This window comes from Burkholderia sp. AU33545, from assembly GCF_020419685.1.
Classification (GTDB): domain Bacteria; phylum Pseudomonadota; class Gammaproteobacteria; order Burkholderiales; family Burkholderiaceae; genus Burkholderia; species Burkholderia diffusa.
Map to the genome: position 1 here is coordinate 551,259 of NZ_JAIZRQ010000004.1, position 21,984 is coordinate 573,242.

General features: G+C 65.5%; 19 protein-coding genes. 15 read left to right on the top strand and 4 right to left on the bottom strand.

Translation table 11 applies throughout. The annotated features are described in order from the left end of the window. The first annotated feature begins 132 nt into the window (after nucleotides 1-132). Together LGM71_RS16455 and LGM71_RS16460 are read left to right on the top strand one after the other, a co-directional pair. Nucleotides 133-1,983, top strand: a complete 1,851-nt coding sequence (locus LGM71_RS16455) for a S10 family serine carboxypeptidase-like protein (RefSeq protein ID WP_226115400.1) — start codon at nucleotides 133-135, stop codon at nucleotides 1,981-1,983. A 44-nt stretch (nucleotides 1,984-2,027) separates the two neighbouring features. Then, nucleotides 2,028-2,456 (top strand): 2-oxoglutarate dehydrogenase, encoded by a 429-nt coding sequence (locus LGM71_RS16460; RefSeq protein WP_151049794.1) that lies wholly within the window; start codon nucleotides 2,028-2,030, stop codon nucleotides 2,454-2,456. A 145-nt stretch (nucleotides 2,457-2,601) separates the two neighbouring features. Here the strand turns inward: LGM71_RS16460 and LGM71_RS16465 are convergent, their stop codons facing one another. Then, on the bottom strand, nucleotides 2,602-3,627 hold the full coding sequence (locus LGM71_RS16465; protein WP_226115401.1) for a helix-turn-helix domain-containing protein: 1,026 nt from the start codon (nucleotides 3,625-3,627) through the stop codon (nucleotides 2,602-2,604). A gap of 261 nt (nucleotides 3,628-3,888) precedes the next feature. On the opposite strand from LGM71_RS16465, the gene LGM71_RS16470 reads away from it, so the two are divergent. The 3 genes from LGM71_RS16470 to glyA all read left to right on the top strand — a co-directional run bounded on the left by LGM71_RS16470 (nucleotide 3,889) and on the right by glyA (nucleotide 7,517). Then, entirely contained in the window at nucleotides 3,889-5,136 is a 1,248-nt protein-coding gene (locus LGM71_RS16470; protein ID WP_226115402.1) for a D-arabinono-1,4-lactone oxidase, read from the top strand. Between the two features lie 33 nt (nucleotides 5,137-5,169). After that, nucleotides 5,170-5,949 (top strand): SDR family NAD(P)-dependent oxidoreductase, encoded by a 780-nt coding sequence (locus LGM71_RS16475; RefSeq protein ID WP_226115403.1) that lies wholly within the window; start codon nucleotides 5,170-5,172, stop codon nucleotides 5,947-5,949. A gap of 320 nt (nucleotides 5,950-6,269) precedes the next feature. Beyond that, complete coding sequence (gene glyA / locus LGM71_RS16480; RefSeq protein WP_226115404.1) at nucleotides 6,270-7,517, top strand: serine hydroxymethyltransferase; 1,248 nt, start codon at nucleotides 6,270-6,272, stop codon at nucleotides 7,515-7,517. A 121-nt stretch (nucleotides 7,518-7,638) separates the two neighbouring features. On the opposite strand, the gene LGM71_RS16485 is transcribed toward glyA, so the two are convergent. Together LGM71_RS16485 and LGM71_RS16490 are read right to left on the bottom strand one after the other, a co-directional pair. Beyond that, nucleotides 7,639-9,171: an amino acid permease gene (locus LGM71_RS16485; protein WP_124906190.1), complete on the bottom strand. Its 1,533-nt coding sequence runs from the start codon at nucleotides 9,169-9,171 to the stop codon at nucleotides 7,639-7,641. Nucleotides 9,172-9,737: 566 nt separating this feature from the next. Further along, nucleotides 9,738-11,222, bottom strand: a complete 1,485-nt coding sequence (locus tag LGM71_RS16490) for an aminotransferase class V-fold PLP-dependent enzyme (protein WP_226115405.1) — start codon at nucleotides 11,220-11,222, stop codon at nucleotides 9,738-9,740. 504 nt (nucleotides 11,223-11,726) lie between these two features. On the opposite strand from LGM71_RS16490, the gene LGM71_RS16495 reads away from it, so the two are divergent. From LGM71_RS16495 to LGM71_RS16540, 10 genes are all read left to right on the top strand, one after another. Then, complete coding sequence (locus tag LGM71_RS16495; protein ID WP_226115406.1) at nucleotides 11,727-12,977, top strand: MFS transporter; 1,251 nt, start codon at nucleotides 11,727-11,729, stop codon at nucleotides 12,975-12,977. Nucleotides 12,978-13,114: 137 nt separating this feature from the next. Next, a complete protein-coding gene (locus LGM71_RS16500; RefSeq protein WP_059601009.1) occupies nucleotides 13,115-14,044 on the top strand; it encodes a LysR family transcriptional regulator in 930 nt (309 codons plus the stop codon). Between the two features lie 114 nt (nucleotides 14,045-14,158). Then, nucleotides 14,159-14,653: a hydroxyquinol 1,2-dioxygenase gene (locus tag LGM71_RS16505; RefSeq protein WP_226115408.1), complete on the top strand. Its 495-nt coding sequence runs from the start codon at nucleotides 14,159-14,161 to the stop codon at nucleotides 14,651-14,653. Nucleotides 14,654-14,694: 41 nt separating this feature from the next. Next, on the top strand, nucleotides 14,695-15,714 hold the full coding sequence (locus tag LGM71_RS16510; RefSeq protein WP_124906202.1) for a hydroxyquinol 1,2-dioxygenase: 1,020 nt from the start codon (nucleotides 14,695-14,697) through the stop codon (nucleotides 15,712-15,714). 32 nt (nucleotides 15,715-15,746) lie between these two features. Next, the gene (locus LGM71_RS16515; RefSeq protein ID WP_226115411.1) at nucleotides 15,747-17,213 is read left to right on the top strand and encodes an aldehyde dehydrogenase family protein; all 1,467 of its coding nucleotides are present in this window, start codon (nucleotides 15,747-15,749) and stop codon (nucleotides 17,211-17,213) included. Between the two features lie 7 nt (nucleotides 17,214-17,220). Then, the gene (locus tag LGM71_RS16520; protein WP_226115412.1) at nucleotides 17,221-18,288 is read left to right on the top strand and encodes a maleylacetate reductase; all 1,068 of its coding nucleotides are present in this window, start codon (nucleotides 17,221-17,223) and stop codon (nucleotides 18,286-18,288) included. A 28-nt stretch (nucleotides 18,289-18,316) separates the two neighbouring features. Then, nucleotides 18,317-19,192: an intradiol ring-cleavage dioxygenase gene (locus LGM71_RS16525; protein WP_226115413.1), complete on the top strand. Its 876-nt coding sequence runs from the start codon at nucleotides 18,317-18,319 to the stop codon at nucleotides 19,190-19,192. A 5-nt stretch (nucleotides 19,193-19,197) separates the two neighbouring features. Further along, complete coding sequence (locus LGM71_RS16530) at nucleotides 19,198-19,509, top strand: YciI family protein (protein ID WP_059504020.1); 312 nt, start codon at nucleotides 19,198-19,200, stop codon at nucleotides 19,507-19,509. A gap of 3 nt (nucleotides 19,510-19,512) precedes the next feature. After that, nucleotides 19,513-19,848 (top strand): Rieske (2Fe-2S) protein, encoded by a 336-nt coding sequence (locus tag LGM71_RS16535; RefSeq protein ID WP_226115414.1) that lies wholly within the window; start codon nucleotides 19,513-19,515, stop codon nucleotides 19,846-19,848. Between the two features lie 246 nt (nucleotides 19,849-20,094). Further along, nucleotides 20,095-21,183, top strand: a complete 1,089-nt coding sequence (locus LGM71_RS16540; RefSeq protein ID WP_226115416.1) for a porin — start codon at nucleotides 20,095-20,097, stop codon at nucleotides 21,181-21,183. 45 nt (nucleotides 21,184-21,228) lie between these two features. Here LGM71_RS16540 and LGM71_RS16545 read toward each other — a convergent pair whose 3' ends face one another. Next, nucleotides 21,229-21,888, bottom strand: coding sequence for a glutathione S-transferase family protein (locus LGM71_RS16545; protein ID WP_059601027.1), 660 nt, complete (start codon nucleotides 21,886-21,888; stop codon nucleotides 21,229-21,231). Between the last annotated feature and the right edge of the window lie 96 nt (nucleotides 21,889-21,984).

The following is a 21,984-nucleotide window of genomic DNA, read 5'->3' on the forward strand; positions in this document are numbered from 1 at the left end:
GTTCAGTCTCTCGAAGAAATCCAGTCCCCAACCGCCGTCTGCCGACCGTGCAACGCGAGTGGCGGGTATGCCTGCGCGTTTTTCGCCGGCGATGGCGGCCCGTGTGAAGCGGTATCCGACCCAAGGACAGAGATGAAACCAGACAGGAGCAGTACCGGCAGCCGCCGCGCGCGTCGCGGCTGGCCGGCCGGGCTAGGCGCATTGACCGTCGTGACGCTCGTGCTCGCGGGCTGCGGCGGCGACGATTCGTCGTCGGTCGGCGCGTCGAGCCTCGCGCAGGCCACCGCCAGCCAGCAGGCCAGCGCGCAAGCGGCGGCCGACAGCCAGTCGCCGGCGGCGAACCAGCCTTACGTCGACCCCGTCGCCTATTCGATGAACGCGACCGACGGCCTCGCGGCCGCGCAGGTCTCGGAGAAGGCGGCGGTGATGCATTACCAGTGGAAATCCGGCGGCACGACGGTCAGCTACACGACGACCACGGGCCACCTGACCGCGCAGGACGCGAACGGCAACGCGGAAGCGTCGATGTCATACGTCGCGTACACCGCGCCGAGCACGAACGGCAAGCCGCGCCCCGTCACGTTCGTCTATAACGGCGGCCCCGGATCGTCGTCGATCTGGCTGCGCCTCGGCTCCTTCGCGCCGACGCGCGTCGCCACGCCCGATCCGCTGTTCGGCAACAACTGGCCGAACTATCCGCTCGTCGACAACGCGGAAAGCCTGATCGACACGACCGACCTCGTGTTCATCGACCCGCCGGGAACCGGGCTGTCGGAAGCCGTGCTGCCGAACACCAACCAGAAGTACTGGGGTTCGGACGCGGACGTCAACATCATGCGCGACTTCATCCAGCGCTACCTGAACGTCAACAGCCGCGGCACGTCGCCGATCTACCTGTACGGCGAGTCATACGGCACGCCGCGTACCGACATGCTCGCGCTGGCGCTCGAATCGGCCGGCGTGCACCTGACCGGGATCGTGCTGCAGTCGTCGATCCTGAACTACTTCGCCGATGTGGTGGAAGCGGTGGCGATCACGCAGTCGACAGAAGGGCTGCTGCTCGAGACCGATACCGTGGCCGGCTACCTGCCCGGCTATGCAGCGGTAGCGGCGTACTTCAACCAGGTGTCGCCGGCGCCGGTCAACCCGTATCTGTATGCACTGCAGACCGAGTTGTTCACGACGCTGATCTACAACCAGTTGCAGCAGTACTCGCAGTCGTGGGTGCTGAGCCAGCTCGGTATTCCGGATGCGCTCGGCACGCCGGTGTTCCCGAGCGATGCGACGCTGAATCTGTGGTCGCTGCCGTCGAGCCTCACGCAGCAGGCGCTGCGCGGCTACTTCAACGCGAATCCGTTCGGCACGAGCCTGCTGCCCGGCACGACGATCGGCCGCTACGACGGACGTGTGTCGTTGCCGAACTCGGATCCGCGACTGCAAACGGACGGCGATCCGTCGGACATCCTGATCTCGCAGCCGTTCACGAACGCGCTCGCGACGCAGATGCCCGACTACCTCGGCTACACCGCGCCGTACGCGACTTACCTGCCGCTGAACGACAACATCATCCAAGTGTGGGACTTCTCGCATGACGGCCAGCCGATGCCCGACTCGATCCCCGATCTGCTCGGCGCGCTGCAGCTCAATCCGAAGCTCCGGGTGCTCGCGGAAAACGGCCTTCACGATCTGGCGACGCCGTTCTTCAACACCGAGAAGCAACTCGCGCGGCTGCAGACCGTGAAGGGCCTGAACCCGAAGCTGCAGGTGAACTTCTTCCAGGGCGGGCATATGACGTATCTGGATGACGTGGCCCGTCCGCAGATGAAGCGCGACCTGAAGATCTTCTATCAGGGCAGGCGGATTCCGACGGCGCTGACGCTGCGCACGCTGCCGCCGCCGTGGCCGGACGAGAATCCGGCCGGCACGCCGACCGGCAGCGTGCCGGGCGCGACGGCCGCGACGACGCTGGCGGTGGCACCATAAACGACGGACTCCTTGCGAAAAGGAACCCTCTATTCATCCATTGAATGCGAGTGATCATGTCCCTAATCAACTTGATGCGGCGTATGTCTGCGTCGATCGTCCTCGGTGCCGTGATGAGCAGCGCCCATGCACTGCCGCCGCAGGCGGTGGCACCGGTGAAGCTGCCGCACGGCGGGCACGGTGTCGACGGTCCGTTCTTTCCTTCGACCCGCGTGGCGCCGGTATTGCCGTCGACCGGCGCGACGCTGCAGCAGCAGGCGCAGCGGCGCGTCGACGCCCGGCTCGGCGGCAACACGGTGCTGAGCAACGGCGCGGCGGTGACGAAAGCGCAGGCGCAGAGCAGCGGGCTGGGCTTCGTCGCGAAGCACTTCGACGAGATCGATGCGAAACACACCGGTCGCGTGACGATGAGCGACGTGCGGCAGTTCATCCAGCAGCGGCAGGTGCAGGCGGAGCAGGAACAGCAGGAGTGACGGCGTAGCGAGGTCGTGCGCAGGGTGGTGGCCGGTGCCGGCCGCCCCCTGCTGCGGCGGCCTGCTTTCAACCCGCCGCGGCGCAAGTCCGGCCGCGGCTTTCTTCATGGAAGCTCGGTTCATGCGCAGGCAACGCGAAGCCGCGTCACGTATCGCGTGATCGATGTTCGGCTTCCCGGTGCGCGTAACGCCGCGCCGTCGCCGACGGCAACTCGCCGAACATCGCGCGGTAGTCCTGCGCAAAGCTGCTCAGGTGCCAGAAGCCCCACTTCGTCGCGGCCGACGTCACGGACCCGCCGAGCCGCAGCTCGCGGCGAACGTGATTCAGCCGGACGGCGCGCAGATAGGCGATCGGATTCAGGTTGAGCGTGTCGTTGAACGCGTATTGCGCGGTACGCCGGCTGATGCCGAGCTGCACGCACAGTTCGGCGATCGACAGCGGGCACGTCGACGCATCCTGCAGCCGCTCCTGCACCGCGTTCACGAGCGACCAGTACTTCGTCCGCCGCGTCGCGAGGGCGTCCGCGTCCGGCGCGGGCATCGTCATCGCTTCGGAAATCGCATACAGCACGGTCCGCTCGAGCAGTTCGATCCGCTCCTGCGTCGTCACGTCCTCGATCGGCGTGCTTTTCGCGGCCGCGGCCATCGTGTGGCGCAGCAGGTCGCGCAAGCGGTCCGCGATCTGGGGCGTCATCGGGATCAGCGGCGCGAAGGTACGCGCGCGCAGCGACGCGGCGAGTGTGCGCATCGCCTCCGTCGACAGCTTGTCGGGTTCGATCTCGACGTTCACGAGCACGTGCCGGTCGGGCGAATAGAACTCGAACACGGGCTGGCTCGAGAACACGTGCAGGCTGTCGCGCCCGCTCTTCTCCCCGCACATGCGTGCATGGCCTTCGAGTTCCAGCGGCACGGCCACCGCGATGCGGTCGGACGGCACCGCGCCCTGCTGCAGGATCACCTTGTCGAGGTCCTCGACCAGGAGCCGGATGCCGCCGAGCGACACGATGGACGACGAGCCATGAAACAGGCCGCCCGAGATCTGCGTGTAGTTGAGATCCCAGCCGTCGAAGATCCGCGCCTGTTCCTCCACGTCGGTGAACGCGCAGAACGCCACCGTTCGCGCAAACGGCGGGGCGCCAGAAAAATCGCTCGGATCGGCGGACGGCGTCATCGGAGTCGGGAAGGGGCGGGCCGGATCGATGCATTGTAGCCGCTGCACGAGCCGGTCAAAAACCCCGATGGCCCGATTCCCCGAAGAAACCCTCGCTTGCCGAAATCCGATAGTGAAAAGCCGGCTGGCGCAATACCTTTGGCACGAACGGAACACAACGCATCGCATCGCGCCGGCGCCGGGAGCATCCCGCTTCGTTGCCGGACGAACCGAACACGGCTGCCGGCGTGGGACCGGCGGCACACTTCTGGAGAGACGTCGATGGAGCTTCCACGTGGCGGATTCTGGCGGAACTGGGTGGGTAATCAGTCGTGCGTTGCCGCGCACATCGCGTCGCCGACCAGCGAGGCGGAGATCGCCGAGCTGGTGCATGCGGCGACGCGCCAGGGCAAGAACGTCCGATGCTCGGGATCGGGACATTCGTTCACGCCGGTCGTCGCGACGAGCGGCCTGTTGCTGTCGCTGAAGGACCACCAGGGCATCGTCGCGGTCGACGAGCAGCGAAAGCGCGTCACGGTGAAGGCCGGCACGCGGATCAACGCGGTGACGCGTCATCTGAAGGACATCGGCTTCTCGCTCGTCAACCAGGGCGACATCGATTCGCAGGCCATTGCCGGTGCGCTCGCAACCGGCACGCACGGCACGGGGGTGACGCTGAGCAATCTGTCGTCGCAGGTCGTCGGGATGCGGATCGTTCGCCCCGACGGCTCGATCATGGAGGTGAGCGACAGGCAGGACCTCGAACTGCTGCACGCGACGCAGGTGAACATCGGCCTGTTCGGCGTGGTGTCGGAGCTGACGCTGCAGGTGACCGACGCGTTCTGGCTGCACGACCGCGTGTGGCGCGAGGACTTCGAGGCGCTGATGGAAAAGTACGACGACCTCGCGGCCACGCACCGGCATTTCGGTTTCTTCTGGTGCCCGACGTCCGAAAGCCGCCACCTGTACTGCCTGCCCGACACCGCGAAGGTGTCGAACTCGAAGAAAGACTACGACGTGTGCGAAATCAAGGTGATGGACATCACCGACGAACGCACCTTCTTCGAAGGCGAGCACGAGAAGATCGCGTACAGCGCCGAGGTCTATGCGATTCACTACGTCGCGAACTTCCACGAACTCGAATACGCCGTGCCCGCCGAACACGGCAAGGAAGCGCTGCGCCGCGTGCGCGACCTGATCCTCACGAAGCATCGCGACTGCATCTTCCCGGTCGAGTACCGCTTCACGAAGGGCGATCCGGCGTGGATCAGCCCGTTCAACAATCAGGACAGCGTAACCATCTCGTGCTCGGGCGGGCCGAACGGCGTCGACTACTGGCCGTTCCTGAAGGACGTCGACGACATCCTGCGCGACTACGGTTCGCGTCCGCACTGGGGCAAGCTGCACTTCACGAACCGCGATGACGTGGATCGCTGGTTCCCGAAGGCCGAAGCATTCCGCGAACTGCGCCGCAGCGTGGACCCGGAAGGCCGTTTCCTCAACGATCATCTTCGGACGCTGTTCAGCTGAGCGGTCCGAACGAACCAGACTGGAGAGCGACGAATGAATGCCAAGATTGACGGACGCCTGGCCGGCAAGGTCGCCATCGTGAGCGGCGGCGCGGGCGGATGCGGCGGCGCCGCGTCCGAACTGTTCGCCGCGCAGGGCGCGAAGGTGGCGATCATCGACCGCGACGGCGACGCGGCCGAAACGCTCGCGTCGCGGCTGCGCGATGCCGGCTTGCAGGCGTTGGGCGTCGGCGCCGACGTGTCGAAGCAGTCGGAGGTGCAGGCGGCGGTCGACGCGGTGCGCCGGCAATATGGCAATGCGGACATCCTGTTCAATCACGCGGGCACGCTGATCGTCAAACCGTTCCTCGACATCGAGGAGTCGGAATGGGACTGGCTGATGGGCGTGAACGTGAAGAGCATGTTCCTGATGACGAAGGCGGTCCTGCCGCAGATGCTGGAACAGGGGCGCGGCAGCATCGTCTGCACGTCGTCGATCTCGGCCGTCTGCGCGACGCCCGGCGAGGTGCTGTATGACGCGACCAAGGGCGCGTGCCACATGTTCGCGCGGGCGATCGCAGTCGAATACCGCGACCGCGGCATCCGCTGCAACGCGCTGGCGCCCGGGTTCATCCGCACGCCGCACGGGATGCGCGAGCTCAAGGATCTGCAGGCGATGGGCGTGGACGCGACCGAAGCGGCTATCGCGGTGCAGCAAGGCCGGCTGTGCGAGCCGTCGGAAGTGGCCGCAGCCGCGCTGTTCCTGGCGTCAGACGAATCGAGCTTCGTCAACGGTACCCATCTGTTCGTCGACAACTGTTTTTCCGCTGTTTAGGCCCCGATATTCGCAGGAGGCCGAAGGGCAGGCACGAATTCTCCAGGAGCGGCAGGTCCCGTCGAAGGTTCCGCAGCGATGCGGGCCTTCGATTTTTTTTGCGGGTTCGCCGCGCGATGCGTCCTAGCGGATTGTCGTAATCCTTCTATCTGAACGAATTTGCGTCTGTTGGAATGGCAATGCCGAATCACCGTTCAGCCGGCATCGCGGGGCGGCATGGTTGATGACGTCATCGAGCGCCGGTCCGGCGCTCGGCTTCGCGGGTCCGGGCAAGTCCGGCATACCAGGGTCAATCCATCACTTTCTTTTGATCAATCATCATGTTCAATCGCACTACCAGCACCGTCGCCAACGTCGATCCGGAACTCTGGACTGCCATTCAGGACGAGAACCGCCGCCAGGAAGAGCACATCGAGCTGATCGCGTCGGAAAACTACACGAGCCCGGCCGTGATGGCCGCACAGGGCTCGCAGCTCACGAACAAGTACGCGGAAGGGTATCCGGGCAAGCGTTACTACGGCGGCTGTGAATACGTCGACGTGGTCGAGCAGCTGGCGATCGACCGCGTGAAGCAGCTGTTCGGCGCGGAAGCGGCGAACGTGCAGCCGAACTCGGGTTCGCAGGCGAACCAGGGCGTGTTCTTCGCGATGCTCAAGCCGGGCGACACGATCATGGGGCTGAGCCTCGCGCACGGCGGCCACCTGACGCACGGCTCGCCGGTGAACATGTCGGGCAAGTGGTTCAACGTCGTGAGCTACGGCCTGAACGAAAACGAAGACATCGACTACGACGCAGCCGAGCAACTGGCGAACGAACACAAGCCGAAGCTGATCGTCGCGGGCGCGTCGGCATTCGCGCTGAAGATCGACTTCGAGCGTCTGGCGAAGATCGCGAAGTCGGTCGGTGCGTACCTGATGGTCGACATGGCGCACTACGCGGGGCTGATCGCGGCGGGCGTGTACCCGAACCCGGTGCCGCACGCGGACTTCGTGACGACGACGACGCACAAGAGCCTGCGCGGCCCGCGCGGCGGCGTGATCCTGATGAAGTCGGAATACGAGAAGCAGATCAACTCGGCGATCTTCCCGGGCATCCAGGGCGGCCCGCTGATGCACGTGATCGCGGCGAAGGCGGTGGCGTTCAAGGAAGCGCTGTCGCCGGAGTTCAAGGCTTACCAGGAGAAGGTGGTCGAGAACGCACGCGTGCTGGCTGAGACGCTGGTCAAGCGCGGGCTGCGGATCGTGTCGGGCCGTACGGAAAGCCACGTGATGCTGGTGGACCTGCGCGCGAAGAAGATCACGGGCAAGGCGGCGGAAGCGGCGTTGGGCGCGGCACACATCACGGTGAACAAGAACGCGATTCCGAACGATCCGGAAAAGCCGTTCGTGACGAGCGGGATCCGTCTGGGTTCGCCGGCGATGACGACGCGCGGCTTCGGCCCGGCGGAAGCGGAGATGGTCGGCAACCTGATCGCCGACGTGCTGGAAGCGCCGGAAGATGCGGCGACGATCGAGCGCGTTCGTGGCCTGGTCGCGGAGCTGACCAAGCGTTTCCCGGTCTACGGCTAAGACGCGGCAATCGGGTTCGACCGCCAACGCGGTTGAACCTCGTTCGCTACGACGCGACTAAAAAAATCCGGCTCGCACACCGCGAGCCGGATTTTTGCGCTGTGCGCGAATCGGTGTCGCGTCACACGCTCGGATCGACATTCGCCTCGAGTTCGCGAATGCGCGCGTCATTGCGCGTGTCCTTGAGCATCGGCGGCCCGGCGAAGGTCGTGCGCACACCGAAGCCGTACCAGATGACCATCAGTACTGCCACGAACGCGACGAGCACGTAGAGCACCTTCTCGTTCGGCGGCTGGATGCCGACGTACGCGAGCACGCAGGCGCCCACCAGCGCGAGCAGCGCGCACGGCTTCGACCAGATGCCCAGCCGGAACGGGCCCATTTCGGTCCACGTGCGCCCTTCGGCAAGCATCCCCGAGCCGATCGGCATCGCATACGAGATGAACAGGAACACGGCACTGCCCGCGCTCAACACCGAGAACGCGTCGCCGTACAGCGTGACGACGATTGCGAGCACCGCGCAGGTCCAGATCGCGGGCCCGGGCGTCCGATGATTGTGATTCACGCTGCGCAGCAGCTTCGACGCCGGCAGCCCGCCGTCGCGCGCGAACGCATACATCATGCGCGACGTCGACATGATCGCGGCGAGTCCGCACACGTAGTTGATGAAGAACATCGCGAGCTCGAGGCACACGCGCAACGTCTTCGGAATCGGCGCGAGGATGGCTTCGAAGAAGCCGGTGCCCTGCTTCATCGCGGCGGTCAGGTCCGGCATGACCAGCACGAACGTGCACACCATCACGTAGCCGAACGCCGCGGACCAGAACACCGAGCCGATGATGCCGCGCGGCACGTTCTTCGCCGCGTCGTGCGTTTCTTCCGACGTGTGCGCGGATGCGTCGAAGCCCGTGATCGTGTAGGTCACCAGCAGCAGGCCGGACAGGAACGCGAGCGGCATGCTCTGTTTCGGCCAGGCGCTGCCGTCGACGTGCGTGTAATTGGTGAAGGTGACGAGCCGATGCAGGTCGAACGCGACCGGTGAGTAGACCAGGAGCGACACGACCAGCGCGATCGTCACGACGAAGATCAGGTAGCCGGACAGGTCGGTGATCTTGCTCGCGATCCTGATGCCGCGTGCGTTCAGGATCGCCTGCGACAGGGTGATGACCGCGATGAACGCGGTCTGATGCCACCATGTCAGGCTGTCCGGACTGACGCCGAACATCGGTGCGATCAGCGTCTTGAAGAACGGATCGTAGGTGCCGAAGTTGATCGCTGCGATCACGAAGATCAGGCCGATCAGGTTGAGCCATGCCGTCATCCACCCCCATTTCTTCCCGCCGAGGATGGCGCCCCAGTGATAGAGGCCGCCGGCGGTCGGAAACGCGGACGCGATCTGCGACATCGATACCGCCACGATCAGCGCGAACAGCGAGCCGAGCGGCCAGCCGAGGCCGATCGATGCGCCGCCGGCCGCGGAAAACGCCAGTTGAAACGCCGTGATGCCGCCCGACAGAATGCAGATCACCGAAAACGACACGGCGAAGTTCGAGAAGCCGTTCATGCGTCTCGACAGCTCCTGCGCGTATCCCATCTTGTGGAGAAGGCTTACGTCACTGTCGGTGCCCAAGTCAGGCTGGATTTTCGCGTCCATGTTCGCTCCGTCACGAATGTCCTGCATGGCAGGACCGTCATCGCTGCCCGGGCCCGGCACGGCAGCCCGCTCCTGGAATTCGTCGGCGGCACGCGACGTCATGGGTGAATGACGAGTCGCTTTCCGGTCCGATGCGGGAACGTTATGAAGCCAAATCTCGCGGCGCTATCGGATTTCGGCAATGCACCCGAAACTCCGGGCGGATGCACGTTTCGGGGGCATCGCATGCCGGGTTGAAGTTTTGTAAGAAATCCGTACGGATCGCGGATGATCCGTGCTTGTCGAACCTCGATACCCGGGGAAAAAATGCCCGCTGGAGTGGCATCAATCCGCGTGGCGAAGCGGGTTGACGGAAGATGCGGCTTCAGGAGACGGGCAGATGGATGCGGAACGGCGCAGTATCGGATTCATCCGGTCACCGATTGGTACGGGGCGCCCGCGCGACGCTTCACGATCCTGTTCAGCGTGAACATTCAGGTGACGGTGCTCGTGCCCGCGCGATCGCGCACCGTGCCGTCGGCTTCGTGCGCGATCGCGGGCGATGCCCGGTTACATACGGGTTGCGCTCAGACCGTTGCGGTCCGCCGCGCCGTCAGGCGATTCCACAGCATCCCGGCGCGGCTCCCGCTTCGGCAATACGCGAGCACCGGCTTCGGCAGCGCATCGACCAGCGCGCCGAACGCATCGACTTCCGCATCGCCGATCCGGTCGCGTTCGACCGGCAGATAGCGCGCGTCGAGGCCGAGTTCGCGCGCGGCGGCGGCGATTTCCTCGAATGCCGGCTGATCGGCGCTTTCGCCGTCCGGCCGGTTGCAGATCACCGCGCGAAAGCCTGCGTTGCGAATCGCCTTCAGGTCCGCCGGCGTGATCTGTCGCGATGCGGCGAACCCGGTCGCCGCCGCGGCACGGCATTGCTCGAGCGCGCGCGCGAAACACGCGATCGCGAAATCGACGTCCTGCTCCGTCGTGAAGCGGCCGAAGCTGATGCGCACGGTGCGGCCCGCGGCTTCGGCGTCGAGGCCGATCGCGGTCAACACGTGGGACGGCGCGCCGCTGGTCGAGTTGCACGCGGAGGTCGACGACACGGCGAGCGAATCGCCGAGCATGAACGGGAAGAAGCCCGGCACGTTGACCGTGAGGCTCAACGTGTGCGGGATGCGGCGTGCCGCCGCCGCGTTGTGCGTGACGCCGCCGAGCGCGAGCAGCGCGTCCTTCAGGCGTGCGCTGAGCGCCGCGATCCGCACGGCTTCGCGCTCGAGTTTTTCCGCGGCCAGTTCGCAGGCGGTGCCCATGCCGACGATCTGGTGCGTCGCGAGCGTGCCCGAGCGCAGGCCGCGCTCGTGTCCGCCGCCGTGGATCTGCGGCGCGATAAGGTCGGCGATCTCGCGGCGGACGAACAGCGCGCCGATGCCCTTGGGGCCATACACCTTGTGCGCGGACATCGACAGCAGATCGATGCCGAGCGCGCGCACGTCGATCGGTGTCTTGCCGAGCGCCTGCGCGGCGTCGACGTGCAGCAGCGCGCCGGCCGCATGCACGATGCGCGAGATCGCGCCGATGTCGGTCAGCGTGCCGAGTTCGTTGTTGACGAGCATCAGCGACACCAGGCCCGTGTCGGGGCCGATCGCCGCGGCCACGGCGTCGACGGTGATTTCGCCGTCGGCGGTGGGCGACAGGTAGGTCGCGGTCATGCCGCGCTTCGACAGGTTCGCCATCGTGTCGAGGATGGCCTTGTGTTCGATGCGGCTCGTGATCAGGTGGCGCTTGTCGGTCGCGGTCTCCGCATAGCCTTTCAGCGCGAGGTTGTTCGATTCGGTGGCGCCCGACGTCCAGACGATCTCGTCGGCATCCGCGCCGATCAGCGCGGCGACCTGCGCGCGTGCGTGCTCGACTTTTTCCTTGGCCAGCCGGCCGGCGGCGTGCGAACTCGACGCGGGATTGCCGAAGATGCCGTCGGCGCCCAGGCAGGCCGTCATCGCTTCGATCACGCGGGGATCCGCGGGGGTGGTGGCCGCGTAGTCGAGGTAGTGCAGCGGGGTGGTATCGCTCATGTCCTTCTCTGGCTCTTTCTTTTCGTAACGGGAGAAATGATACGAGGAGGAGCGGGGAAAAAGGATCCAAAATGGGTTGGCTCTTCGCTGATGCGTGGAAAAATATTCCATCGACGTTGATTTAATTGGAATCGTATCCTGTTGTCTCCCGGTGGCACCCGGCAACGATCGGCCGATGTCCATGAGGGATTCCCCCGGTGACGCACGCATTCGCGCCGTTTCGTCCGTGCCGCCGCGCGTTCCGCGCCTCCGGCTGACGCCTCCCGCACCGATGCCCCGATTATTTGCGTTTCGCGAATGGCGCGTTCGCCGGATGTTCCATACCCGATTTGCGCGCGCGCACCTATCGTTCGGGCGTCGGCTGATTGAATTCGACGCCTGCAACCGGAAAGGCGGCCGCCACTTCCTCGCGACGCACGTCGCATCGCACACACAAGACAACGGACCTGGCTCATGCGCGGACGCCCCCGGCGCGTGCAGGCGGACCGGTCCACGGAGACGGACATGAAAGCAAACGAGTGGGATACCTCCTATGAGTGGAAGGCGGTGACGCTGCTGGCGCTCGGTTTCGGGCTGGTCGGCCTCGACCGCTGGCTCATCGCGCCGCTGTTCCCTTCGATCATGAAGGACCTGCACCTGACCGCGCAGGACGTCGGCAACTGCATCGGCGTGCTCGGCCTGTCGTGGGGCATCTTCGCGGCGCTGATGGGCGGCATTTCCGACAAGGTCGGCCGCCGCAAGGTCCTGATCCCGGCGATCATCGCGTTCTCGCTGCTGTCGGGCTTCTCGGGGCTCGCGGGCGGGCTGCTCGGGCTGATCGCGATTCGCGCTCTGATGGGCGTCGCCGAAGGCTCGTTCTGCCCGACCAGTTTCGCGGCCACCGCCGACGCGTCGCATCCGCGGCGGCGCGGCCTGAACCTCGGGCTGCAGCAAAGCGGCTTCGCGCTGTTCGGGCTCGCGCTGTCGCCGATCATCGCGACGCAGCTGCTCAATGTCGTGTCGTGGCGCTGGGTGTTCGCGCTCGTGGCGATTCCCGGGCTGATCCTCGGCGCGATCATGTTCTTCGTGATCCGCGAACCGAAGCGCGCGAGGGAGGTGGTGTCGGAACACGCGCCGGCGTCGCTCGGCCATGTGCTGAAGAGCCGCAACATCCTCGTCGCGATGGGCGCGCTGTGCTGTGCGATGACCGGCGTGTTCGTGCTCGGCGCGCTGCTGCCACTGTACCTGACGGATTACCTTGGGCTCGGCACGCAGAAGATGGGCCTCGTGGTGTCGGCGATCGGCTTCGGCGGCTTTCTCGGGCAGTTCGGGCTGCCGGGCCTGTCCGACCTCGTGGGCCGCCGCCTCGCGAGCATCGTCGGTTTCGCCGGCACGGCGGTGATGCTCTACGTGTTCCGCGGGCTGGGTCCGCAGCCGCTCGTGCTGTTCGCGGTGCTGTTCGTCGCATCGTTCTTCACGCTCGGGCTGGTGTCGCTGCTGTCGGGCCCCGTGGCGACCGAAGCCGCGCCCGTCGGCCTCGTTTCGACGTCGATCGGCGTGGTGGTCGGTTGCGGCGAGATCTTCGGCGGCGGCATCGCACCGGCGATGGGCGGCTACGTTGCCGCACACTTCGGGATCCAGAACATTCTGTGGCTGCCGATGGGGGCAGTGCTGCTCGGCATCGTGGTCAGCTTGCTGCTGCGGGAAACCGCGCCGGCCGTGCTGCAGCGTCGCGTGGGCTTGCAGCCGGAGCTGTCGGCAGGCAAGCAGCCGTAACGTACCCTCGGTCATGCTCGTGCCGGGCTGTCGGCGGGATTGACACCCGCCAGGTGACAGTGTGACGCGTTCGGCATGACCCAACCGGCCGGCAGGTGCGGTTAGACTGCCGGTTTCGCTTTCGGAAAGGGCGCGGTATGGACCGGTTTCTGAGCATCGAAGCATTCGTCAGGGTTGCGGAGGCGAGCAGTTTTGCGGAAGCGGCGCGACAGCTTGGGGTCACCAGTTCGGTCGTGACGAACCGCATCCAGCAGCTGGAGAAGTTCGTCAACGCGCCGCTGTTCCATCGCAGCACGCGCCACGTGCGCCTGTCCGAAGTCGGCGAGACCTTCTACCGCGAATGCGCCGAGGTGGTCGGGCGCGTCAACGAGCTGACCGACCAGATGCGCGAACTGCGCGCGACGCCGACCGGGCGGCTGCGGATCCAGATGCTGCCCGGTTTCGCGCTCGATCACTTCGGTGTGCCGCTCGCCGAATTCAATCGCCGCTACCCGGGCATTCAGCTCGACATCATCGTCAATGACCGTGTCGTGGACCCTGTCGAAGAAGGGTTCGACATCGCGTTCCAGATCTTCCCGCCGATATCCGAGTCGCTGATCGAGCGGCGCCTGTTCGTGGTGCGACGCCTTTTCTGCGCGTCGCCGGCCTACCTCGAAGCGCATGGTGCGCCACAACATCCGCGCGAATTGCTGCAGCACACCACGGCGCTGTATTCCGGCTATCCGTCGCGCAACCGCTGGACCCTGACGCGCGGCGACGAGGTCGTCGAGATGGAGTTGCCCGGCATGATCCGCTCGAACTCCGTGCACCTGCTGCGCGAGTATGCGCTGACGGGCGGTGGTGTCGTCTGCCTGCCCACGCTGGTTGCGAGCGACGCGCTCGTCGCGGGCCGGCTGGTGCCCATCCTCACCGATTTCCAGATCGCGCCGCTCAGCTTTGCCGCCGTTTATCCTGCAACGCAGCGACAGGCGTTGAAGGTGAAGGCGCTGGTCGAATTCCTCGTCGAATACATCGGCGACGAGTCGCCGTGGGACCGTCCACTGCTGGAGCGCGGCTGGGTTCGCTGAACGAAGCGATTATTCGCGAATCGCAAATGCCGTAGTCGCGCTCCGTTGCCTTGTTGAGGGGCGCCCTTGCCCCTAGAGTTGAATCCAACAAGCGGTTCAACTCAGGAGACAGCAATGACCGACGCGGCATTCCACACCGTCTTTGGCTCGCTCGACAGCCATATCAAGGGCGAGATCGAAATCACCAGCGGCAGCGCAAAACACTACGCCTTCTCGAACGTATTCGAGATCGCATCGAAGTCGGCTCCCTACGAAAAGATCGTCGCCGGCAAGAACCTCGAATACGTGATCGAAGTGCTGCGGACCGACGGCGAGTCGCCTTGGTTCGCGTGCGCGCACGACGAGTTCGCGATCCAGATGGATGGCGAAGTCCGCATCGAATTCATCAAGCTCGACAACCCGCCGACCACCGGCCGCGGCACCGTGAGCGCCGGCACGCAGCCGGCGGGCCGCGAGATGGGCTACGTCGTCCTGCGCAAGGGGCATCAGGCACTGCTGCCGGCCGGCTGCGCGTATCGCTTCGCCGCCGGCAAGCCGGGCGTCGCGCTCGTGCAGACCGTGCTCGGCGAGCTGTCCGTCGAGAAGTGGGCCGACATCTGCCTGAGCTGATCCATCCGACTGCCCCATTCAAACATTCCAGGAGACACGTTATGGCCACCCTCGAGACCCTCGATCTTTCCGCTGGCTTTGCCGCCGATCTGGTGCAGGCCACGGAAGCCGATGCCGTCACCGGTTACCGCCGCTTCCGGCTCGGCGAGTTCGCGTTCCAGCGCGACGAATACTTCGTGAAAATCAGCTGGCCTGCGAAAGGCCGCACGCGCACGCATGCAATGCCCGCGGACGCGTTTCTGCGCGCGATGATGCGTGACGTCGCATGGGGCTTCTTCTACGGCTGGGTGAACTTCGATCACGTGTTCGGCACGCGCAATCACTACGGCAAGGTCGACGTCTATGCGGGCACGTTCAACGGGATCCTGAAGGAAGCCGGCGTCGACTACACCGAGACGTTCGAAACACCGACGATCATGGCGACCTTCAAGGCCATGCTGCACGACTGGACCAACGAAGGCTTCGATCCGTTCGCCGCACCCGAGGAAACCGGCACGGCATTCGGCCGCAAGCACGGCGAGAACGGCGCGGCGATCGAACGCACGCGCATCGCGACGCGCCGCATGCCGGGCCTCGAAGGCGACTCGCCGCTGCGCGACGATCTGCCGGTCAACCGCGCGTTCCTCGACGTCGGCCAGGACGAGCCTGAAGTGCATGTGAAGCCGGGCTTCGAAGGCGAACTGCACGCGTTCAACCTGTTCAAGTACCTGTCGCGTTCGGACGTGACGTGGAATCCGTCGGTCACGTCCGTGTGCGGGCGCAGCCTGTTCTGCCCGACTACCGAGGAATTCATCCTGCCGGTGTTCCACGGCAACGACCGCGTCGAATGGTTCCTTCAGTTGTCCGACGAAATCGTATGGGACATCGGCGACAAGAACACCGGCGCGCCGCGCGCGCGCATCACGATGCGGGCCGGCGACATCTGCGCGATGCCCGCCGACATCCGCCACCAGGGCTATTCGACGAAGCGCTCGATGCTGCTGGTCTGGGAAAACGCGACACCGAACCTGCCGCAGCGATACGAGAGCGGTGAGCTGGCGCCGTATCCGATCGAGTTTTAAGCCGCACTTCAGCAAAAAATCGAGGACGATTCATGCAAACCCAACTTTTCATCGACGGGCGCTTCGTTGACGCCGTCGAGCGCGGCACGATCGACGTGCTCAATCCGCACGACGGCTCGCTGATCACGAAGATCGCCGCCGCCACTGCGGTGGACGTGGACTTGGCGGTCGAAGCCGCGACCCGGGCGTTCCCGGCGTGGTCGGCCATGGCGGCGGCCGAGCGCGGCCGGTTGCTGCTGCGCCTCGCCGACGCGATCGAAGCCAACGCCGAGGAACTCGCGCAGCTGGAATCGCTGGACACCGGCCACCCGATCCGCGATTCGCGCGCGCTCGACGTGCCGCGCACGGCAGGATGCTTCCGCTACTTCGGCGGCATGGCCGACAAGCTGCAGGGCTCGGTGATTCCCGTCGAAACCGGCTTCCTGAACTATGTGCAGCGCGCGCCGGTCGGCGTCGTCGGCCAGATCGTGCCGTGGAATTTCCCGCTGATGTTCACGAGCTGGAAGATGGGGCCGGCGCTGGCGGCAGGCAACACGGTTGTGCTCAAGCCGTCGGAGATCACGCCGCTGTCGACGCTGCGCATTGTCGAACTGATGGCCGAGGTCGGGTTCCCCGCAGGTGTCGTCAATATCGTCCCCGGCTACGGTCATACGGCCGGCCAGCGGCTCGCCGAGCACCCCGGGGTCGGGAAGATCGCGTTCACCGGTTCGACGGCAACGGGCCGCCGGATCGTCGAGGCCTCGCAGGGCAACTTGAAGCGCGTGCAGCTGGAACTCGGCGGCAAGGGCGCGAACATCGTCTTCGACGATGCGAACCTCGATGCCGCCATCAACGGCGCCGCGTGGGCGATCTTCCACAATCAGGGGCAGGCGTGCATTGCGGGTTCGCGCCTCGTGCTGCATGAACGCATCGCCGACGAATTCCTCGAGCGCTTCGTGTCGCTGGCTTCGTCGATCCGCGTCGGCAACCCGCTGGACCCGGACACCGAGATGGGCCCGCTGACGTCGAAGCAGCACCTCGACCGCGTGCTGTCGTTCGTCGACGTCGCGCGCGAGCAGGGCGGCCGCGTGCTCGCGGGCGGCAGTGCGCCGCAGGATGCCGCACTCGCCAACGGCTACTACGTGCGCCCGACCGTCATCGAAGCGAAGCATGCCACCGATCGCGTCGCGCAGGAGGAAGTGTTCGGCCCGTTCGTCACCGTGCTGCGCTTCGGCACCGACGAGGAAGCGCTGTCGATCGCCAACGCAACCGAATACGGGCTCGGCAGCGGCCTGTGGACCAACGATCTTTCCCGCGCACACAAGATGGCGTCGCAGATCGACGCGGGCATGTGCTGGATCAACTGCTACAAGCGCGTCAATCCGGGCAGCCCGTTCGGCGGTGTCGGCAAGTCGGGCTACGGCCGCGAGATGGGCTTCGAGGCGATGCACGACTACACGGAAGCGCGCTCGGTGTGGGTCAACGTCGACGGCAAGGTGCCGCCGCACTTCAAGCGTTGAGGCCGGGATGGAGCGCTTCGTCTATCAGGGAACGCCGTCCCGCGTCGTGTTCGAATGGGGTGCGCTCGAACGGTTGCCGGACGAGTTGTCCGCGCTCGGCGCGCAGCGGGCGCTGATTCTGTCGACGCCGGAACAGCAGCCGCTCGCAGAACGGGTCAGGGGCGTGCTCGGCGAGCGCGCCGCCGGCGTATGCGCGCAGGCCGTGATGCACGTGCCGGTCGAAGTCGCGCGTGCCGCACGCGAGATGGCCGCCGAACTCGGCGCGGACTGCTGCATCGCGATTGGCGGCGGCTCGACGATCGGGCTCGGCAAGGCGATCGCGCTCGAGTCGTCGCTGCCGATCCTCGCCGTGCCGACGACTTACGCGGGCTCGGAGATGACGCCGATCTTCGGGCTCACGGAAGGCCGGCTGAAGCGCACCGGGCGCGATGCGCGCGTGCTGCCGCGGACGGTGCTCTATGACCCGTCCCTGACGCTGTCGCTGCCGCCGGGGATTTCGGCGGCGTCGGGCGTCAATGCGATGGCGCACGCGGTCGAAGCGCTCTACGCGGAAGATGCGAACCCGGTGATCAGCCTGATGGCCGAGGAGTCGATTTGTGCGCTCGGCGAGGCACTGCCCGCGATCGTTCGCGCGCCCGACGACCGCGAGATGCGCAGCCGCGCGTTGTATGGCGCATGGCTCGCCGGCACGTGTCTCGGCGCGGTCGGCATGGCGTTGCACCACAAGCTGTGTCATACGCTCGGCGGCACCTTCAACCTGCCGCATGCGCAGACGCACGCCGCGATGTTGCCGCATACCGCGCACTACAACCATGCCGCGGCGCCCGACGCGCTGCGCCGTGTCGCGCGGGCGCTGGGCGGCACCGACGCGGCCGACGCCGGCCCGCTGTTGTTCCGGTTGAATCGGCAACTGGGCCTGTCGGCTGCGCTTGCCGACATCGGGATGCCGGAAGCGGGCCTCGACGAAGCCGCCGACCTCGCCTGCCGGAATCCGTATGCGAACCCGCGGCCGATCGAACGTGCGCCGATTCGCGAATTGCTTCAGCATGCGTGGGAAGGGCGCGAGCCGCATTGAGCGGCCAGCTGCATCACAGGAGACGAACGTGACGAATGAGCATCATGATGACGGCGATACGCGGCTGACCGAGCAGGTCGTCGCCAGCTTCGACGGTACGTCGAACCCGCGCTTGCGCGTGCTGATGCAGAGCCTCGTGCGGCATCTGCATGCGTTCGTGCGCGAGACGGAGCTGACCGAGGCCGAGTGGATGGCCGCGATTCGCTTCCTGACCGAAACCGGGCAGATGTGCGACGACGTCGTGCGCCAGGAATTCATCCTGCTGTCGGACACGCTGGGCGTGTCGATGCTGGTCGATGCGATCAATCATCGCTTCGCCACCGGCGCGACGGAAACGACCGTATTCGGCCCGTTCTACATCGAAGGCATGCCCGAGCGCGCGTATGGCGAGAACATGGCATTCACGCCCGGCACGCCCGTCGTCGTGCATGGCCGCGTGCTCGACACCGACGGCGCGCCGGTGCGCGGCGCCGTGCTCGACGTGTGGCAGACCGCGGAGAACGGCATGTATTCCGGGCAGGACAAGGCGCAGCCGCACGGCAATCTGCGCGGCCGCTACCGGACCGATGCAGAAGGCCGTTATGCGATCACGACGATTCTGCCGGTCAGCTACCCGATTCCGACCGACGGCCCGGTCGGGAAGATGCTCGATGCCACCGGCCGTCATCCGTGGCGGCCTGCGCATCTGCACTTCATGATCGACGCGCCCGGCTACCGCAAGCTCGTCACGCATCTGTTCGACGAGGAGGACGCGTATCTGAACTCGGATGCCGTCTTCGGCGTGAAGCCGTCGCTGATGGTTGCCTATCGTCCGCGTGCGGCGGGCGATGAACTCGCGCGCCGTGTCGGAGTGAGCGGCGCATACCGCGAAGCGACGTACGACTTCGTGCTCGACCGGAACTGACCAACATGGCGCGATTCTTTGCAGTGTTTGCGACGGACCAGCCCGGGATGCGCGAAGTGCGCGACCGCGTGCGGTCCACGCATCGGACCTATCTTCGCGCCGCCGCGCAGCACGGCGTGTATGTGCGGCTCGGCGGGCCGACGCTGGATCCGCAGGGCGATGCGATGAACGGCACGCTGCTCGTCGTCGAGGCGGACGACATCGATGCGGTGATGCAGTTCGTCGGCAACGATCCGTACGTGAAAGAAGGGCTGTTCTCGCGGGTGGAGGTTCGACCGTGGGACTGGAGCCTTGGCAATCCCGAGCGGAGAGCGTGAGTCATGGGTGACGCGCAACTCTGCCGCTTCTCCGATGTGCCGGATGGCGGGGCACGGGTCGTCGACGAAGCGTGCATCGGGCATCCTGTCATCGTCGTGCGGCGTGGAGAACAGGTGTGGGCTTACGTGAACCGTTGCCCACATTTCTCGGTTCCGCTCGACTTCGTGCCGGGCAACGTTTCCTGTTACCGATCCCAGGTGCTGATGTGTGCGCATCACAGCGCGCTGTTCAGGTTCGACGATGGCGTGTGCATCGACGGACCGTGTTCGGGTGCCGGGCTGGAAGCCGTGGCTGTCGAGGTGGATTCGGCGGCGTGGGTGATTTGTCGGAGCGCTTGATTCGGAAGGTCGGATTGCCCAGCGGAAATCGGGCCGTGCGGTAATCGCATCACGCGGGATGAAATGGAGAATGAGCGTGACTTCATTCGCTCAATTCAATCAGTAAAGCTAATCGAATACCAGTTTTTCCGACCTGGATGAATGCGAAGCCGGGCCGGGGAAGTCGTTGTTTCACGAAGCATCGGGCGAGTACCCGCGAGACAGTGGGCGACCGGTTCGCATTGACAGAAAAAAGACGGAGACACAATGAAACTGAGGTTTGGAGCAGTCGCGATGCTTGTCATCGCGCAGGGTGCATACGCGCAGAGCAGCGTGACCATGTTCGGTCTGATCGACAGCGGCATCTCGTATGTCAGCAACGAGGCTGGTGGAAAGAACGTCAAGTTCGACGACGGCATCTTCACGCCGAACCTGTTCGGCTTGCGCGGCACGGAAGATCTCGGTGGCGGATATCACGCGACGTTCGCGCTCGTGAACCAGTTCTCGATGGCGAACGGCAGCATCGTCGGGACCGGACTCTTCGGGCGTAACGCATACGTGGGCATCGAGAGCGACCGGTTCGGCGGCGTCAGGCTGGGTAATCAGTACGACTTCATGGTGGATTCCCTGTTTGCGAAGGGGAACGCGATCTCGATGGATCTTACGGGGCTGTACGGGTTCAGGAATGGCCCGTTCCAGCGTCTCGCGCTGCCGGGCAATCCGACCGGCGCATTCGACTGGGACCGCACGGCGGGCAGCAAGCCGGTCGCGAATTCGGTCAAATACAGCTTGCCGACGATTGCCGGGTTTTCCGGGGGCGTGATGTATGCGTTCGGCGGTGTGGCCGGTTCCGTCGGCGCGGACAATACCGTGAGTGCCGGGCTGAACTACGAAGCCGGGGCGTTCGGTGTCGGTGCGGCCTATACGAACGAGAAGTATGGTCCGGCGCCCGGCACACCGTCGACCAGTGTGCGCAACTGGGGCGTCGGGATGCACTATGACTTCGGCGCGGTCACCGCGAAGGCGCTGCTGACCACCGTACGCAATTCGTTCAACGACGCAGGCGTGTGGATGGCCGAAGCGGGTGGGGTGTGGCGCATCCGGCCGGATGTCTTTCTCGGCGCGAAGTACATGTACATGAAGGGCAATGAAGCTGTGAACGACAACCACGCGCATCAGGTCAGCGTCGCGCTTCAATACCTGTTGACGAAACGGACGATGGTTTATGTGTCCGCGGATTATCAGCGCGCGAACAGCGGGGCGAACGCGCAGATCAACGGCGTGCTCGATCCGAACGGGGCGTCGAGTTCAGCGAGTCAGGCCGTGGCGCGCGTCGGGGTGCATACGATGTTTTGACGGGTTGCGGGGCGGAACACGCATCGATGTCCGCCCCGCACCGGACTATCTCGCAGCGGACGCCGCCTCCTTGGCTTTGTCCTGCTCTGCCGCGAGTGCCGCATCTGCCGCCTGCGCGCGCTGGATGGCCGGGCGAGCCAGCACGCGATCGATATAGGCGCGAATGCGCGGCGTCTCGGGCACCAGCTTGAACATCGTGGTCCAGTTCAGCGCAGAGCCCCACAGCACATCTGCCGCCGTGAAGCGCTCGCCCAGCAGCCAGGGCCCCTGTGCCAGTTGCGCATCGATCGCGTTGATGACGGCATCGAAGTCGCCGTAGGGTGACGTCGAGTAAGCCGCGGGCGGACGATTCATCGAGCGGTCGACGATGGCCGGCTCGAAGCACGAGCCATAGAACGTCATCCAGCGCAGGTACGGGCCGCGCAGTGAATCGCCCGGCGCCGGCGACAGGCCGGCTTCCGGATACAGTTCCGCCGCGTACATGTAGACGGCGGCCTGCTCGGTCACGATCACGTCGCCGTGACGCAGTGCGGGCACCTTGCCCATCGGGTTGATGCGGAGGTATTCGGCGTCGTGATGTTTGCCTGCGGAGAGGTCGAACGCGTGCAGTTCGTAGTCGGCGCTCAGTTCCTCGAGCAGCATCCGCGCGCCGGCCGATCGGCTGCGCGGCGAGTGGTACAGGGTCAGGTGACGGTCTTGCGGCATCGCGGGCTCCGGTGTGCGTTCGGGACAGGTATTCCAATGTAGGACGGCCGTGCGGCTTCGTCTTGGAAAAATCCGCTGTGGCGGTGCATCATCACG